Raw genomic sequence first — 17,977 nt, 5'->3', positions numbered from 1 at the left:
GTCATTTGATGTTGAATAAGTCACCATTCATTGCGAAGCAAAATTGACCATTGATATAAGTGAGTCAATTGGGAATAGTCAATCCGCTACGCTTGTCAATTTGATATTGAAATAAATTCACCATTCACTTGCGAAGCAAAATTGACCATTGACAAAAAAATCTCATTTCTTATCCTATATCAATGACTTGTATATGCTCTCTATCCTAAATTTGCATCATTAATAACAAACAAAAAATACAAAATACAATGGCAACAAAATGGATTTTAGACCCTACGCATAGTGAAATTACTTTCAAAGTAAAACACATGATGATCTCTAACGTAAAAGGAAGCTTCAGAACTTTCAATGCTGAAATTGAATCTGAAGACGAATTCTTTGCAAATGCAAAAACTACTGCGACTATCCAGACAGATTCTGTGTTCACCAACAATACAGACAGAGATAACCACTTAAAATCTGCAGAGTTCTTCAATGCTGAAGTACATCCTACCATCACTTTTGAATCTCAGGCATTAAACAATTCTATTGTTGGAAATCTTACCATCAACGGAATTACAAAACCTGTAACGCTTGATGTAGACTTCGGAGGAATCAACGTAGACCCATGGGGAAATACAAAAGCAGGTTTCTCTTTTGAAGGAAAAATCAGCAGAAAAGACTTTGGATTAAACTGGAATGCCGCTCTTGAAGCAGGAGGTGTAATGGTGAGTGATGATGTAAAAGTAGCTGGTGAATTACAGTTTGTAAAACAGGCATAGTAAATAACATATATTACAAAAGGTTCAGGGATTTTCTAAAAGCCTTGAACCTTTTATTTTTTTATAATCTTCAATATTTATGAACCTCAACGATCTTCAAAACATAAGCGACGGTTTTAAAAGCACACAGAGAATGCCTGTTTTATTTCTTGGACATGGCTCACCAATGAATGCCATTGAAGAGAATCAATTTGTGCAGGGTTTCCGGAAAGCAGCCACAGAAATTCCGAAACCCAATGCAATTCTTTGTGTTTCTGCCCACTGGTATACAGCCGGAACTTTTGTAACCGCTATGGATATGCCCAAAACCATTCATGATTTTTATGGTTTTCCAAAAGCTCTTTTTGATGTGCAGTATCCTGCTCCGGGAAGTCCTGAACTCGCCAGAGAAACTGCAGAACTGCTTCTTCCTGTAGATGTGGAAAAAGACCACAGCTGGGGGCTGGACCATGGTGCATGGTCTGTTATCAAACATATGTATCCTGATGCAGATATTCCGGTAATCCAACTGAGCATTGACCATACAAAACCTCCACAGTACCATTACGACCTTGCCAAAAGGCTGAATAAGCTTCGTGAAAAAGGTATTCTGATTATTGGAAGTGGAAATATTGTGCATAATCTCCGTCTTATCGACTGGAAAAATATAAATACGGTGGGAGCCGGCTGGGACTGGGCAGTGGAAGCCCGGGAGAAAACCAACAACTGGCTTCTTGACGGTAATTTTCAGAATATTATTGATTATCAGAAACAGGGAACTTTCTTACAGTATGCTGTTCCTACTCCTGATCATTATCTGCCTTTATTGTATACGTTAGGGCTGAAAGATCAGTCTGAAGAACTTACTTTATTCAATGATGAACTTATCGGTGGATCATTGAGTATGACGAGTGTAAGAATTGGATAATCTGTTATTCGTTATAGTAACAATAAAAAAGGAAATACCTCAGTTGAGATATTTCCTTTTCTTTTTATGAAATGATTATTTATTGTACTGCTTTCAAAACATTGATGTTTCCGTAGCCATAGCTTGAATTTACATTAGGATAATAAGTCGCAGACTGTCTCATTTTATTAAGTACCTGCTCTCTCGTCCATGATGGATTTTTAGCCCAAACCAAAGCAGCAATTCCTGCCGTAGCTGCAGTGGCTACTGAAGAACCTCCTACATAATCAGCTTGTCCGTTATAATAGCTCAATACAGGAACCGTATTTCCTGAAGGTCTCTCCATCTGAAAGGTAAAGTCGATCTGGCTTCCGGAGTGGCAAACATCACATTTTTGGTTGGATGTATTCTCTTTTACCCCTGTGATCGCCTGAGTTTCTGACATGGATGCAGGGAAAATAACCCCTACAAAATTGGTGAAGCTGGTAGAAGTTCCTCCGGCACAGAAAATCAGTTTTCCTTTAGAATAGGCATATTTAACGCCGTCTTCAATTTTTCCAACAGAGAAGATATGCCCCATAGACATAGAGATGATCTTCACACTGGTATTGTTACCCAGGTCTGTAAATGCTGTTTTTACAGCGGTCTGCTCACTGGAAGTTTCCAATACGACATTTTCTGCTGCTCTGTAAGCAATCAGATTGGCGTTATAAGCTACTCCCACCGGTAATCCTGAAGTATTTCTCGGAGCGGCCATTACAGAAGCCATTTTGGTACCGTGTCCGCACTGATCTCCGGATCCGTCTGAATTATACACCCCGAATTTACTGATAGTTCTTCCTGAAGAAGCTCCGTTATTAAAACTTCCTCCCAATAAAGTCTGTTCAGGAGAAACACCTGTATCAATAAGTCCTATGGTAACACCTGCTCCTGTGCTGTAGCTCCATGCATCAGGGATATTATGTTTTGCGAAAGCCCATGGAATTTTTGCACTTGGTGTTGTAGACGTATAATCTGCGGCATTTAATGTTGCTGAAGAAAACCCGCACCCTGATGAACCACTTCCTGAAGATTTTGCTGCTGCATTGTATTGAGCTTCAAATTCAAAATAATGATAGTCTGCCGGCTCTACGTATCGGATGTTTTTCATTTGTCGAAGAGCGGCAATGGTTTCTTCTTTTTCAATCACAACATCCATCTGATTAAGATACTGATCTGAAAGGAGAAGGAAATTTCTTTCATCTTTTTCTTCATATTTTCTGATGACGGAAAGAACTTCTTTTTCCATATCACTGCTGTTTGGAGATTTGCTTCTGTCGAAATCATCTTTAGAAGTTCCAAAACCGATAGATACCATTTTGTTTCCACGGAAAATAGCACTCCATACAAAATGATCGGATTCATTCTTCCAATTGAAAGTGCCATCCGTTTTAATCGCCTGATTGATCCTTTCGTTGATCTGCCTGGCAGTCAGTGGATCTTTCTGAGCCATTTCTGTTTTTACATTTTCGTTCTGAAGTTCTTCTCTGGAACACGAGTTTAAAGCAAAAAATATTGCCAGTAGGAATACAGTTTTTTCATATGTTATAATTTTGGTTGGAGCCACAATATAACACTTTAACGGGAATTACAAACTTTAAAAAAATGAATTTACCATTACATGAATATTAAATTAACATATTGGAAAACAGATAGCTATTACCACCCCGTCAAAAATTCTTTGAATTTTCGCCACCCCTCCAAAGGAGGGGAATTCTCACTGCTTCGGTTGTAATATTTTTGGAGTGAGAAAATCACTTTTGATAAATTACTGGAATTTATTTTCGTTTTTAAAATCTATAATTCTTTTTCATAGCAGACACTTTGCTCTACACCGATGTATTGTCCATAATTGGGAATTCTGTAAAATCCGTTTCTTTCATATACTGAGATTGCACTTTTTAAATCTTTGGAGGTTTCCAATACTGCTTTTTTAAAATTCAACTCTCCTGCCCAGTTTTCCAATTCTTTTACAATGGCTGATCCTAATCCTTTCTTTCTGAATTCCGGATTTGTAAACATTCTTTTTATTTCTACGGTATCTTCTGAAAACGGTTTGAATGCCCCACAGGCTGCAGGAATATCATTTATGTAAGCTACTAAACAGTTTTTGATAGTGTCAATGGTATTGAACTGAGCAAAGAAATCATCATTTTCTCCATTATGCTCAGACAAAGTAGCATCAAGGGATTTTACAAGGTTTTGAAAATCTGTGTTGGAGGAATCTGTTCTGAGGATATTCATTATTTCTAATTAATTTAAAAATTGAAGGATTTAAAATTGGTGTGAATATAGTCAAACCTTATAGGTTTTTGAAACCTATAAGGTTTAAGCCCATTATGTATTTAATTTAAATAGTAAAAATTGAAGGATTTAAAGATTTGTGGAAACAAAAAAGCTTCCTTTCGGAAGCCTTTGTTCTATTTTAAATTAGTTGACAACAAATTTTCTTTCGTTAATCAATTCTGCAATGGCCAGCATATCTTTACCGATCAGTCTGTCGTCTTCAAGCTTGGCAACTTTAGAACGAAGAATCGTAAAGTTCTCTTCAATTACTTTAGAGCATTTCGCAGGTCTTCTGAATTCCAGCCCCTGAGCAGCAAACATCAACTCAACAGACAGTATATTCACAAGATTTCCAAGAACCTGATTGAATTTTCTTCCTGAAATACTTCCCATAGAAACGTGGTCCTCCTGTCCTAAACTTGTAGGAATGGAGTCTGCTGATGCAGGGAAACATAATGTTTTATTCTCTGTCACCAAAGCAGCTGAAGTATACTGAGGAATCATAAATCCTGAATTCAATCCTGAGCTTTCCGTCAATAATCTTGGAAGTCCGTATTTCCCTTCCAGCAACAGATAACTTCTTCTGTCTGAAATATTCCCTAATTCTGCAGCAGCTAATGTAGCATAGTCTAAAGGCAATGCCATCAGCTGTCCGTGGAAGTTTCCACCAGAGATAGATTCTTCAGCACTTAGTACGATCGGGTTATCTGTTACAGAGTTCAGTTCTGTTTCTGCCATACCTTTAAGATGTTCAAAAGCATTTCTGCTGGCTCCGTGAACCTGTGGTACACATCTCATGGAGTAAGGATCCTGAACTCTCTCACAATCTTCGTGAGCTTTCATATTTTGTGATCCTTTCAGGAATTTAACCATTCTGGCGGCTACTTTTTTACTGCCTTCAAAAGGTCTGATCTCATGAAGCTCTTTTTTGAAAGGGCTTTCAGAACCTCTGTATGCTTCGATACTCATTGCAGCCGTCATGTCTGCAAGATCTAATAAATATTCAAATTTTTCAAGTCCTTTGATGGCATGGGCAAGGATAAACTGAGTTCCGTTGATCAATCCCAATCCTTCCTTTGGTCCTAAAGCCAATGGCTCAAGATCATGTTTTTTCAGAACATCCATTGTTTCGGAAACCTGATCTCCTTCCCAAACCTGTCCTAAACCAAGCAAAGGCAATACTAAATGTGCCAGTGGGGCAAGATCTCCTGAAGCTCCTACAGATCCCTGTTCAGGAACTACCGGGATGATGTTTTTTTCCAGCATCAGGATCAATCTTTCAATAACGTCCAGAGAAACTCCGGAAAATCCTTTCGAAAGAGCATGTACTTTGGCAATCATCATGATCTTGGAAAGTTCTTTATCAATTGGCTTCCCTACACCTACTGCATGAGAAATAATCAGATTATATTGTAACTGAGCGGTTTCGTCAGCTGATATTTTGGTATCACATAATGGCCCGAATCCTGTATTGATTCCATATACACATCTGTCGGACTCTACTATCTTCTGTACGTTTTTCTGAGATTTTAAGATTTGTTCTTTTGCGGCTTTGTTCAGCTTGGCTTTATTAGGTTTTTTACATATTTCCAGAACATCATGGAAAGTAAAAACATCTACTCCGTATATCATTTCTAAAAAATTTTCTTAAAATTACGCATTTAACAATAATTGGAAAAACTAAATTTCAATCTTATAGATTTTTATAAAAAGGAGTGAATTAATTTATTACTTTTAGCCCCGAAAATTAAAACCAATATACATGAGAATGAAAACTCTACTGCTTGCTTTATGCGTTGCAGGTACTACTACTTTTGCGCAAAAAGTAAAATATTCCAAGGAAGAAAGAAAAGAAATGAACCGTTATCTGTTTAACGAAGGTTTCAATACGGCAACAGATAAAAAAGTTTCTACCATTATTTTAAAGGATAATACGGAACATCAGGGCTACAGCAAATCTTGGGAAAGACAGAAAGGACAGATTCTTTCTATCACAATCGAAGATATAGATACAAAAAAACCTATGAAATTTACGGCTGCGGATATTGCTGAAATGTATTTATATCCTACAGAGACTGAAAAATCTATGAAAGCTGCGAAATTTATTTCAAACATGAGAAATTACAGCACCAAAAAGTATGGTAAATCGGTGACCGATGATGCTGTTCCGTACGAAAATCAGATTGTTTCTTTGAAAAACAAAAAAGAACCCAGAGCTTTTTTAATGCAGGTTATCAATCCTGAGTTTAATGAGCTTATTACCGTTTATCATGATCCGTTTGCTTCAGAAACAGCGACAACAGGTTTTGCAGGTGCACCCGCGTTTGGTGGTGGCGTTATCAAGTCTTATTATGTAAGAAAAGGCAATAAGGTAATGTGGCTTCACAAAGATGATTTTGAAGACAACTATGACTTTTTATTTGGAGACAACCCCGAATTCATGAAAAAATATCCAAAAAGTTCTGTAGAATGGAATTATTTAAGCTTTCTCATCTACCAATATACTGAAATGAACCACGGATAAAATGTTCAATCAAAATACCGGAACCTGTAGAATCATCTGCAGGTTTTTCTTTTTTAAATAGGGAAAGTTTCCTTAATTTTGTTGTATGAATCCTTCTTTAGAACTACAGCTCAAAACCTTACCATCCGAACCAGGCGTTTATCGTTATTATGATAAAAACGAACAGCTTTTGTATGTTGGGAAAGCTAAAAATCTGAAAAAGAGGGTTCTCTCCTATTTCAACAAAAATCTTTCCGGATACAGGATCAAAATAATGGTCGGTAAAATCCAAAGACTGGAAACAACCATTGTAAACAGCGAATATGATGCACTTTTATTGGAAAATAATCTGATCAAAGAACATCAGCCTTTTTACAATGTCATGCTGAAGGATGATAAAACCTATCCATGGATTTGCATCAAAAATGAAGATTTTCCAAGAATTTTCCTGACGAGAAATGTGATTAAAGACGGATCAGAATATTATGGTCCTTACGCAAAAGTACGTCCCGCAAAGATCTTACTGGATACGATCAAACATATTTATAAGCTCAGAACCTGTAATCTGAATCTTTCACCTTCCAAAATAGCAGACGGAAAGTATAAAGTATGCCTGGAATATCATATCAAAAACTGTGAAGGCCCGTGTGAGGACCTTGAAAGTAAGGAAGATTATGATGAAAAGGTAGATGCCATTCGTGGGATCATCAAAGGGGATTTCCGGAAAGCTAAAGATTACCTGGTGAATCAGATGATGAAAATGGCTTCCAATCTTCAGTTTGAAGAGGCACAGATCATTAAGGAAAGACTGGATATTCTGGAAGATTATCAGGCTAAAAATACGGTAGTCAATCCCAATATTGATGATGTGGATGTTTTCGGGATGACCAGTGATGAAACGGCAGCCTATGTCAACTTTTTCAAAATCAGAAACGGAAATATCATCCAGAGTTTTACTACGGAGATCAAAAAAATTCTTGAGGAAACGGATGAAGACATTATGGAGGAAGCTTTGATTGAGATTCGTCAAAAATTCTCTTCAGATTCTAAAGAAGTCCTTTTACCATTTCATCTGTCTGTAGAAATTCCTAATGTAAAGCTGATTGTACCTAAAGTAGGAGATAAAAAAAGAATTGTAGAGCTTTCTGAAAAGAATGCTAAAGAATATCGTCTGGAAAAGCTGAAACAGGTTCAGATTGTAGATCCTGAAAGGCATACCAACAGGATCATGGCCGAGATGCAGAAACTTCTGAGAATGCCCGTAGAACCAAGACATATTGAAGGTTTTGATAACTCAAACATTCAGGGAACCAATCCGGTATCTGCGTGTGTTGTTTTCAAAGATGGCAAACCAAGCAAAGCAGATTACAGAATTTTCCATCCTAAAACCGTAGAAGGACCTAACGATTTTGCGACGATGGAAGAGGTTATCTACCGCCGTTATAAAAGAATGCTTGATGAGGGAGAAAGTCTTCCACAGCTTATTCTGATAGACGGGGGGAAAGGACAGCTGTCTTCAGCCGTAAAAAGTCTTAGACTATTGGGACTTTATGGAAAAATTACCATTGTGGGAATTGCTAAAAGGCTGGAAGAAATTTTCTTTCCGGAGGATCCTATTCCGTTATATCTGGATAAAAAGTCAGAAACATTGAAAATTCTTCAGCGCGTGCGTGATGAAGCTCACCGATTTGGGGTAAAGCATCACAGAACCAGAAGGAAAAATTCTACTATAAAATCTGAGCTGGAAGAAATTCCGGGGGTTGGAGAGAAGACTATTGAACTTCTTTTATCCAAATTAAAGTCTGTAAAACGTATCAAAGAAGCCAATCTGGAGACTTTGGAAGAAATTTTAGGGAAAAGTAAGGCTAAAGTGATTTGGGAGTTTTTTAATGCTGATTAATTCCTTTGTGGTATAAGCCGTTACATTTTCATAACCAAAATGTACTTTTCATAGGATACCAACATCATTTCCTATTTCATCAGAATGGGATAAAAAATCAACAATTTTTCAAAGTAAAAGGAAATACAATAAAGAAACTCATATTTTGATAAATATTTTATCAAATAATAGTATTATTTATATTTTTTTCATAAATTAGTATTGTCAACTAACACCAATAATACTATGTAAATTATTCAAATTTTATAAGTTTTTCACACATTATATTTATCCATATAGAATATTAAGTGATTTTATAAAAACCGCATGACCACTTTTTTTATTAAAATCACACCATAAATATCTTTTCAAATTTTTAAAACTATGAAAAACACATCAACATATATACTATAAAAGGCTCTTTTTTCAAGAGCCTTTTATATTTATTATTTCTTTATAATCTTACCGAGATAATCTCCTTTACTTGTTTTTATCTTAACGAAATATATTCCAGATGCAAGTTCTGCAACATTAATATTCTCATTATTGTAAGTTATATTTTTCACTAATTTCCCGGAAGTGTCGAAAATCTTAACTGTTTCCACCTGGTAGCTATCTTTCAATTTAATAGAAAAATACTCTGAAACAGGGTTAGGATAAATCTGCAGATCTATATTTCCGTTTTTATTTACGGTCTTAGGGGTTTCACTAGTTGCTAGATAAACCGGTAGTGGATCTGTTGTTTCATACAGCTCACTTCCATGTTCTTTTGTAGAAATTGTCAGATACAGTTTTTCACCATCTGTTCCTATTTTCTGAATATTTTCATTAGCAAGCAGTTGATTATCGTCGTTGGTAACAAAGATATCTAAAGGAGATACAGATGCTCCGTCACTTTTCCATACTTTCTGGGAATCTCCATTCAGGAAATAAAGATAATTGTTGGTACACATCATATCTTTTACGGAAGAAAAGTTTTGGGATAGTTTGGAAGTTCCATTAGCAGTACCATCTGTTTTCCAAAGCTGTGTACTGTTATTATTGGTGAAAAATAACTGATTTCCGCATTTTTTAAACTTAACGTCTCCATAAAAATTTCCTGATAAAATTTCTTCTGTTCCGGCAGCCGTTCCGTCTGTAGAGTTCAGTGCTGGAGAAGGATATCCGGAAGTAATGTAAAACAGTTTATCATTAAGTATTGCTGTTTCTCTTGAAATACTGGAAGAGCCATAAGGTACAGCGTAAGATTTTAATAATACAGCGGATGCCTGATCTCCATTTGAAGCCCAAAGTTCGTTTTGCCCGGTACTATAATTACTTGATGTATTTTCTTGCTGTTTTGTAAAAAACAATTTATTGTTAAAAGCATTTAGTACCTTTATATCACCATCTGTTCCATCCTGATAAGAGAACTGGATTGTCTTTAAAGTATTGGCTTCAGTAGCATCTGTTTTCCAGATTCCTAACTTCCCGTTTTCTTTTGCAATAAAATAAGCAAAGCCATTCAATACGGCTGTTTTAGAATCTACAGTATAAAGACTTCCCATATTATCAGCAGAAATATCCTTTACCAAAGTAACGGCATTAGATGTATTATCCACTTTCCAAAGTTCTGTTCCTACCAGATTGTTATATCCTGCAAAAAGCAAGGTATTATCATTCAAACTGGTATATATTACTCTACTGGAAATATCCGGAGATGAAATTTTTGTGGTATTAGCTATTGTTCCGTCTGTTCTGTAAGCTCCTTCAGCGGTATAAAGATAGTTTCCAACTTTAATGAAATTATCATTAGCTTCTGTATACATTCCAACAAATGAGTTCCCCCCAAAGTTAGAGAGTCTTTCTATCTGTTGTGTATTTTTATTTCTTTTATAAATCTGGTTGTTGTACTGTCTGTCTGCAGCAATAAAAATAAGATCATTATTCAAAGGCTGGTAGGCATGAGGATTAGAACTTTCAACCCTATTGATATCAGATTCTAATACAATTTCCTGTGTAAGCGGATTTACTGAAAATACTTCTGTTCCATATTTTGGGGTATTTCCTGTAAGGTAAATCTTAGAATTCAGGTCTATAAAGCTATTATTATAAGGCATTCCCAGTCCTGTAATCTCAAAACTCTGAGAAGAATTTCCATTCGTTACCCAATATCTGTTTCCGTAATTGGCCATCGTAAGAATCAAATGCTTGCCATCTGAACTTGTCCCATACATCAAAGCATCCGCATGGGTATTGAACAGAACTGTTCCTGCTTCTGTACCATCGGTTTCCCAGATAAAATTGCCATATGCAGAGTTAACTCCATTAGCCCCGCTTTCAAAATATATTTTATTGTTAAGCTTTGCAAATTTTTTCATTGCCATAGAACTTGTTGCTCCAGGCGTAAGATTTTTTAACAAATGAGTTCCGGCTGCCGTTCCATCAGAAACCCACGGCTCATAACCATTGGCAGCATCAAATCCTGTAAAAACGAAATAACTGCCTGTAGCTGCTCCATCAAATAAAGGATTACCTATGGATTTTATTGATACCGTTCCTGCCTCTGTTCCATCTGTCTCATATAACTCATACCCTACGGTTCCTGTCCCTAAATTAACAACGAAATAAAGCTTATTATTAAAAGCCAATGCTTTGAAATCTCCATTGATACTTCCAGATGTATTAGGAACGATATCCTTTAAAATAACTGTTCCTGCAATAGTTCCATCCGATTTCCATATTTCTTTTCCGTGTAAGCCATCATTTGCAGCAATAAACAGTGTATCATTCATGACATACATATTCATGTTTCCGGAAGAATACTGAAATGTTTTCAGGAGCTGCAGATTGTCTGTCGTTATATTGTAAACCCAAAGTTCATTATGGTGATAAAAGAAAATATTATTTCCGGCTGCTGTGGCTGTTTCTACAGCAAACTCAAAATTCAGATCTTTTACTTTTGAAGTTCCGGCTGTTGTGCCATCAGTTACCCAAAGTTGATTGTTTGAGGAACTGTTGCTCTGAACAGCAATAAAATATATTTTATTATTCAGCTTCATAAAATTAGGATTTCCTGACAGCCCTACACTGTATGCCGGAAAGATATCCTTCAATAAAGTTGATTTTTGGGTAGCAGGATCAAAACTCCATAGCTCTCTTCCTTCTTCAGTAAATCTTGTTGCCGGAAAGATGATGCGATCATTGAATTTGATAAAATGGCTGGGATCACTCGAACCGCCGAAATTGAATTCCTGTAATTTGGTGTTCAAAACATTTTGTGCACTCGAAAATACTGACATTGCTGTCAGTATCGAAATATAGATTTTTCTCATTATGATAAGAATTTATCCTTAACTCATAGAAATGAATTAAGGATATTTTTTTAGTTTTTTGGTTATTTAGCTGTAAAGATTTCTTTGGTATATTTTCCGTCTGTCTGCGGAATATCAATTACAATGTTTCCATTTTCAAAATACCCAATGGTCATATTTCCATCAGCCAGTTTCACAATGAAAACAGAATCCTTAGAAGTTGATTTGAAAACTCCAAACGGAACAGAGCTGCCAGACTTAGCCAAAATAAACTGACTAGGATCAATCTGTATTTTCTGAAGATCCAGTTTCCCGTTCGAGAAATTGCTAGACTCAGAAGTTGCTGCAGATTTTACAGGTTCAGGAGAGGAACTCTGGGTTGATGTAGTTATAACATTAGTAGCTGCAGGTAATAATGATACAGGATTTGATATGGGAATTGTTATTAACGCTTGTTTCAAAGCATCATGAAAGCCTTCTTCAAAATCTTTGATATTTGAACTTCCTTTGGACTCCAAAATCATTTTATTATTACAGTCTTTAAACTGAACGGTCAGTTTATTTTTGAATAAGCTTTTATCTTTTAAAATATCAACTGTAACCACATTACAATAGTTATTTTTAGCGTCTGCAGGCCAATTATCTTTAATAATAGGAAGTGCTATATATTTCTTCCCTGCCATAGCTTTACTGAAAAGGTCTTTTAAGCTATAATCTTCCTTAAATGTTTCAAATTTTTCAGGAACTGCAACATATTTGTAGTCTGAAACTTTCTGTGCAAAAACCATTGTTGAGCAGATTGCCAACACCAGCGTTGATACCTTTTTCATTTTAATTATTTTAATCGTTTCTGAAAGCACCCATATCCAGTTTCAATGAGAAGAAATTAGAATAGAAATTAGATCCGCCAATCCCTGAATTCGTAATTGCATAATCCAGTGTAAGCCCTCTATATCTAATCCCAAGACCTGCACTTGGCTGGAAAGAAACTTTTCTTTTAAGATCTTCTATATCTGTAATGGATTGAAATCTGTTGATCCCTAATCTCACAAAAATCATCTTCTGATACCCCAATTCAGCTCCTACATAAGGACTGATACTGGCAAAATCTGTGGAAATCAATGAAGCGGTTTTAGCAAAATCTACATTGATACCTGCTTCCGGCAGTACATACACACTGCTATTAATTTCAAATAATTTACTGGCACCTACATTCAGCTTAGGCATTGTAAGTTCCAGTTTGTCTTTTGGAGCCGGGTTAAATTCTTCCCCGTTTACAACAGTCGAAAGTTCTTTCTGATTGATTGTCCAGAAGTTTACGGTAGTGGTAATATCTCTCACCATTCCCCCGAATTTCCATCCGTTATCTGCTTTATAAATAGCCCCAACATCAAAACCAAAGCCATAGCCATTTGCAAATTTACCTACATTCCTGTAAACAATTTTAGCGTTCACCCCTACATCCAGTTTAGGATTTCCTCCGGGTCTGAAAGCATAAGAAAGGATAGCAGCATAATCGGATTGGGAGAATTTTGTGATTTTATCATAATCGATATTCCCTTCAGAGTCAATCATTTGAGTGGTATTCAAAATATTATCAACTCCAAGTCTTACTACGGAAACACCAAAAACACCTTCTTCCAATACTTTTGCGTACGCCAGATAGTCATACTTTGCAATAGACTCGAAGTATTCTGCGTGCATTGCTGCCCCCTGCCAGTCTCTTTCAACGGACATCAAACCTGCAGGGTTCCACATAGGAGAATATACGTCATCCTGATTGGTGATTACTGCTCCTCCCATTGCAAGACCTCTTGCTCCGGCTCCGATATTTAAAAATTCATTGGAATATTTCCTGATAATCTGAGATTGAGACAGCCCAAACAACAGTGAAAATGCAAGTAAAAAATATTTTTTCATCATATAAATTTGATGCTTAGTTTAAGTTTTTAGTTTTTCTGGCTTTTATTAATCCATTTGCAATGATTGCCAGTATCATAACACCTGAAGCGATATAAAATATAGGGCTCATATGTTCTGATTCCCCAAAGATAAAAAAAGCTAGTATAATTCCGTAGACTGGTTCTAAATTAACTGTTAAAATTAAAGTAAAGGGTGATATATACTTCATTAAATTCACTGATTCCAACATTGGAAAAGCGGTAAAAACACTTGCTAACAAGCATATTAACGCCAGATCCCTGTAGTTTATTTCATTCATCTGAAAAATTTGACCAGAAAACAGATAAAATAACATTAAAATAAACCATCCACAGAAAATTTCATAAAAAATAATGTTTCCTGAACTCGTTTTACCAAACATTTTTCCATTAAAAACAGAAAAAATAGTTCCAAATACAGCACACAGGATTCCATAAATAATACCTTCTTTAAAATGAAATTCTGTTTTAAAGATCAAAAGTATACAGACCACGATAACGGTTCCCATTACTACTTCCGATATATCAATCTTCCTTTTGAAAATGATAGGCTCCAGAATTGAGGCAAAAAGAGTAGATAAAGAAAGACAGCTTAGCGCAATAGAAACATTGGAAACTTTAATGGAATAAAAAAAGCAATACCAATGGAGCGCCATCGCAAAACCAATTGCTGCCAGCTGAAAGAATATTTTTTTAGAAACCTTTATACTTTCCTTTTTAAAAACTCTAATGAATACAAAAAGAAAAATGGATGCAAACAGCATTCTGTAAAATACCAGAATCTGTGCATTGGCCTGAATCAATTTTCCCAAAATTGCAGTGAACCCCCACAAAAATACTATTAAGTGCAACCTGAAAAGTGCCAATTTATGCATAACCTATCTGCTTTGAATTTTAAACGTGCAAATTTACAAATACGCTTTTATAAATCTTACAAAAAACATAAATTTGTGTTAATAAAAGGATGATAAAATAAAACTTTTAATAGTTTTCCCTCCAGTTTAAAACCTTTTCTATTAATTTAATAAAAAGACCAAAAGATCAAAAAATACACATGAGATTGACTCCAAATATTGAAATCAGAACAGAACATTTAACCTTACAGCCTGTACAAGACTTACATATAGATGATATTGTGGAGCATTTCACAAATGATGTCACCAGATATATGCCTTTTAACCCACAAGGCAACAGGAAGGATATAATCAGCTTTGTGGACGAATCAAAAAGAACTTTGTCACAAAATACAGATCTGGTAATGGTGGCTCTGGATTCCGATAAAGGTTTTGTGGGTTGTTGCGGCATCCATAATATAACAGAGGAATCTGTTGAGCTTGGGCTATGGTTAAAAAAGAACTCTCAAGGAAAAGGATTAGGAACCGAAATCATAACAACTCTTATTGAATTCCTGGAAAATAATTTTACTTTTAACTATATTTTATATCCTGTGGATGAAGAAAATATAGCCAGCAAAAGAATTCCGGAAAAACTTGGCTTCATTCCTGTAAAAAAATACAAAAAATATAAAAATGACACCACCGATCTCAATATTGTAGAATATAGAAAATATTACTAGCGTTTACAGGTTGATCATTAAAAAAACCCTGAAAATGTATTAAACTTTCAGGGCCTTCAAATAATAAACTATTAAAAAAATAAACTAGGAACAGAGTAATTTTCAGAGGTTATCACCCTCCATTACTCTTATGTAAAGTTAGAAAAAATATAAATTATTTGAAAATATTTTTTAGTTAAAAATTTCACAATTTACTAAAAACCAAATAATTAAACATTTGTTTTACTTCCGATTCATATTCCTCATAAAAATAGTATCTTTAAGCGTAAAAAATTGAAAATTTTATGGACATCGAATTCAATAAACGAGAAGATCAGAACAGATTAAAATTATCTGACATAAATCGCTTACTCACTGAGATCAAAAAAGGAGGGGGTGAGAAGAGGCTTCAAAAGCTTCGTGATGAAGGAAAAATGACAGCAAGAGAAAGAATAGATTATCTTCTCGATAAAGATTCAGATTCCATAGAAATTGGAGCATTTGCAGGCTATGAAATGTACCCCGAACATGGAGGCTGCCCTAGTGGGGGAGTTGTAGTAGTTATTGGCTACGTTTCAGGAAGACAGTGTATCGTTGTTGCCAATGATGCTTCTGTAAAAGCTGGTGCATGGTTTCCTATTACAGGAAAGAAAAACCTCAGGGCACAGGAAATTGCTATGGAAAACAAACTTCCTATCATTTATCTGGTAGATTCTGCAGGTGTTTATCTTCCTATGCAGGATGAAATTTTCCCGGATAAAGAGCATTTTGGAAGAATTTTCAGAAATAATGCTAAAATGAGCTCTATGGGAATCATCCAGATCTCTGCCGTTATGGGCAGTTGTGTAGCTGGAGGAGCCTATCTACCTATCATGAGTGATGAAGCTATGATTGTGGATAAAACAGGTTCCATTTTCCTTGCCGGAAGTTATTTGGTAAAAGCAGCGATCGGAGAAAGTATAGATAATGAAACGCTGGGTGGAGCTACTACTCACTGCTCTATTTCTGGTGTAACAGATTATAAAGCTAAGGATGATAAAGATGCCTTGAATAGAATCAAAACCATCATGAAATCTATCGGCAGTACTGAAAAAGCGGGCTTCGACAGAATAGAAAGCTCCCCCCCCAAAGAAAACCCTGAAAATATTTTCGGAATTATGCCGGTTTCAAGAGCCGAGCAATATGATACCTACGAAATTATCAAATGTATTGTAGATAACTCCGAATATGATGAATATAAGCCAGACTACGGTAAAAGTATTATCTGCGCAACAGCAAGAGTTGATGGTTGGTCTGTAGGGATTGTAGCCAATCAGAGAAAACTGGTTAAAAGTGGAAAAGGGGAAATGCAGTTTGGAGGAGTAATTTACTCTGACTCTGCGGATAAAGCTACCCGATTCATTGCGAACTGTAACCAAAGAAAGATACCTTTAATCTTCTTACAGGATGTTACCGGATTCATGGTAGGTTCAAAATCAGAACATGGAGGAATCATCAAAGATGGGGCTAAAATGGTAAATGCTGTTTCGAATTCTGTAGTTCCTAAATTTACTATCATTACAGGAAACTCTTATGGAGCGGGAAATTATGCAATGTGTGGAAAAGCTTATGATCCTAGATTAATTGTTGCATGGCCTTGGGCAGATTTGGCTGTAATGGGTGGAGCACAGGCTGCAAAAGTATTAGCCCAGATTCAGGAATCAACTTTAAAGAAACAAGGAAAAGAAATTTCTGAAGAAGAACACAACGAAATTCTGGATACCATCTCTAAGAAATATCAGAAGCAAACTGAATCTACTTATGCAGCTGCAAGATTATGGACAGATGCAATCATCAATCCAGCAGATACAAGAAAATGGATCTCTATGGGGATTGAAGCGGCAAATCACTCTCCTATCACTGAGAAATTTAACTTAGGAGTAATACAGGTGTGATCTATTCATAGATAAGAAAAACAAAATCGGCTACCTCAATTTGAGACAGCCGATTTTTTATTTATTTTTGGAAATAGAACGCATTCTATTTACCATATTCTTCTTTACAAAATTCTATAGGCCCTCCCAATCTCATACAACATTGGTAGTAGCTCAGGCAAATTCCATTAGGCCATCCCGGAGGATAACACATTCTAAACTGCAATTCTTCCAGACATGCTGGCCCAGCACTTCCTTTAAGTGATTTTAAACGCTCTCTTGAAATCTTCATTAAATTTTTCATAATTATTTTAGTTTTAATTTGTTTCCTACTCTATTTAAGCTTTTCGGATAACGCTTTTCTAATATACTATTTTTTCATCACATAGTGAAATTTAATTAAAATAGAGATACCTGTTTGATTTTAGAGATTTGAATAATTCAACGAGGGTTATAGAGTTTGGATATACAAGTTCCGGGATTCGCAATGCAGATGTATTGGGAACTTTAAAGTCCTCATGCCTACAGAATGGATAGTATTATAACAATAGTCCCCCTGTTTCCTTTGTGTCATTCCGCAGGAATCCAGGCTTTAGAGGATGCAAAATGACAGAATAATGTATAAGTTTTTTAGCTCTTGGTATTAGCAGTGTCATGCTGAGCTGAGTCGAAGCATTTTAATTACGATGAGTAATCTTTCTGCTATTGTAATTGTATGGAAGAATTTTGCTTAGACTCCTACGGAGTGACAATGATGTGGGATGGAGGATAAGAATAGATGATGGAAGATGGTTTGGATTTGTTTTTGTTTTGGGATGGGTGCAAAACAAAAAAAATCCTTTATCATCAGATAAAGGATTTTTTAAAAATAAAATAAAAACTGGCGGCGGCCTACTCTCCCGCTTTCGCAGTACCATCGGCG

At 35.8% G+C, this 17,977-nt stretch carries 15 protein-coding genes; 7 read left to right on the top strand and 8 right to left on the bottom strand.

The features are described 5' to 3' along the window. Positions 1-248: 248 nt before the first annotated feature. Complete coding sequence (locus BOQ62_RS20005; RefSeq protein WP_129042148.1) at positions 249-761, top strand: YceI family protein; 513 nt, start codon at positions 249-251, stop codon at positions 759-761. Positions 762-840: 79 nt separating this feature from the next. After that, positions 841-1,668 carry a 4,5-DOPA dioxygenase extradiol gene (ygiD, locus tag BOQ62_RS20000; protein WP_129042147.1) on the top strand — a complete coding sequence of 276 codons (828 nt, stop codon included), beginning with the start codon at positions 841-843 and terminating at the stop codon, positions 1,666-1,668. Positions 1,669-1,747: 79 nt separating this feature from the next. Here ygiD and BOQ62_RS19995 read toward each other — a convergent pair whose 3' ends face one another. The 3 genes from BOQ62_RS19995 to hutH all read right to left on the bottom strand — a co-directional run bounded on the left by BOQ62_RS19995 (position 1,748) and on the right by hutH (position 5,604). Then, positions 1,748-3,253, bottom strand: a complete 1,506-nt coding sequence (locus BOQ62_RS19995) for a S8 family peptidase (protein WP_228414392.1) — start codon at positions 3,251-3,253, stop codon at positions 1,748-1,750. Between the two features lie 230 nt (positions 3,254-3,483). Next, positions 3,484-3,930: a GNAT family N-acetyltransferase gene (locus BOQ62_RS19990; RefSeq protein WP_129042146.1), complete on the bottom strand. Its 447-nt coding sequence runs from the start codon at positions 3,928-3,930 to the stop codon at positions 3,484-3,486. Positions 3,931-4,116: 186 nt separating this feature from the next. Then, on the bottom strand, positions 4,117-5,604 hold the full coding sequence (gene hutH, locus BOQ62_RS19985; RefSeq protein ID WP_129042145.1) for a histidine ammonia-lyase: 1,488 nt from the start codon (positions 5,602-5,604) through the stop codon (positions 4,117-4,119). A gap of 136 nt (positions 5,605-5,740) precedes the next feature. On the opposite strand from hutH, the gene BOQ62_RS19980 reads away from it, so the two are divergent. Further along, positions 5,741-6,496 carry a hypothetical protein gene (locus BOQ62_RS19980; RefSeq protein ID WP_228414390.1) on the top strand — a complete coding sequence of 252 codons (756 nt, stop codon included), beginning with the start codon at positions 5,741-5,743 and terminating at the stop codon, positions 6,494-6,496. An 85-nt stretch (positions 6,497-6,581) separates the two neighbouring features. Then, entirely contained in the window at positions 6,582-8,375 is a 1,794-nt protein-coding gene (gene uvrC, locus BOQ62_RS19975; protein WP_129042143.1) for an excinuclease ABC subunit UvrC, read from the top strand. Positions 8,376-8,800: 425 nt separating this feature from the next. On the opposite strand, the gene BOQ62_RS19970 is transcribed toward uvrC, so the two are convergent. From BOQ62_RS19970 to BOQ62_RS19955, 4 genes are all read right to left on the bottom strand, one after another. Then, a complete protein-coding gene (locus tag BOQ62_RS19970) occupies positions 8,801-11,668 on the bottom strand; it encodes a T9SS type A sorting domain-containing protein (RefSeq protein WP_129042142.1) in 2,868 nt (955 codons plus the stop codon). Between the two features lie 62 nt (positions 11,669-11,730). Beyond that, entirely contained in the window at positions 11,731-12,477 is a 747-nt protein-coding gene (locus BOQ62_RS19965) for a hypothetical protein (protein ID WP_129042141.1), read from the bottom strand. Positions 12,478-12,487: 10 nt separating this feature from the next. Continuing rightward, positions 12,488-13,570: a PorV/PorQ family protein gene (locus BOQ62_RS19960; RefSeq protein WP_129042140.1), complete on the bottom strand. Its 1,083-nt coding sequence runs from the start codon at positions 13,568-13,570 to the stop codon at positions 12,488-12,490. 13 nt (positions 13,571-13,583) lie between these two features. After that, on the bottom strand, positions 13,584-14,462 hold the full coding sequence (locus tag BOQ62_RS19955; protein ID WP_129042139.1) for a DMT family transporter: 879 nt from the start codon (positions 14,460-14,462) through the stop codon (positions 13,584-13,586). A gap of 179 nt (positions 14,463-14,641) precedes the next feature. Here BOQ62_RS19955 and BOQ62_RS19950 point away from each other — a divergent pair, with 179 nt between their 5' ends. Both BOQ62_RS19950 and BOQ62_RS19945 read left to right on the top strand, forming a co-directional pair. Next, a complete protein-coding gene (locus BOQ62_RS19950) occupies positions 14,642-15,163 on the top strand; it encodes a GNAT family N-acetyltransferase (protein ID WP_129042138.1) in 522 nt (173 codons plus the stop codon). A 284-nt stretch (positions 15,164-15,447) separates the two neighbouring features. Beyond that, positions 15,448-17,076: an acyl-CoA carboxylase subunit beta gene (locus BOQ62_RS19945; protein ID WP_129042137.1), complete on the top strand. Its 1,629-nt coding sequence runs from the start codon at positions 15,448-15,450 to the stop codon at positions 17,074-17,076. 85 nt (positions 17,077-17,161) lie between these two features. On the opposite strand, the gene BOQ62_RS19940 is transcribed toward BOQ62_RS19945, so the two are convergent. After that, on the bottom strand, positions 17,162-17,359 hold the full coding sequence (locus tag BOQ62_RS19940; RefSeq protein WP_129042136.1) for a hypothetical protein: 198 nt from the start codon (positions 17,357-17,359) through the stop codon (positions 17,162-17,164). Positions 17,360-17,781: 422 nt separating this feature from the next. On the opposite strand from BOQ62_RS19940, the gene BOQ62_RS23665 reads away from it, so the two are divergent. Next, positions 17,782-17,977: hypothetical protein (locus BOQ62_RS23665; RefSeq protein ID WP_228414388.1), on the top strand; the 196-nt coding region annotated here is incomplete at its 3' end.

The organism is Chryseobacterium sp. CH21 (assembly GCF_004119445.1).
Taxonomy (GTDB): Bacteria; Bacteroidota; Bacteroidia; order Flavobacteriales; family Weeksellaceae; genus Chryseobacterium.
This window is presented reverse-complemented; position numbering and strand designations above follow the sequence as displayed.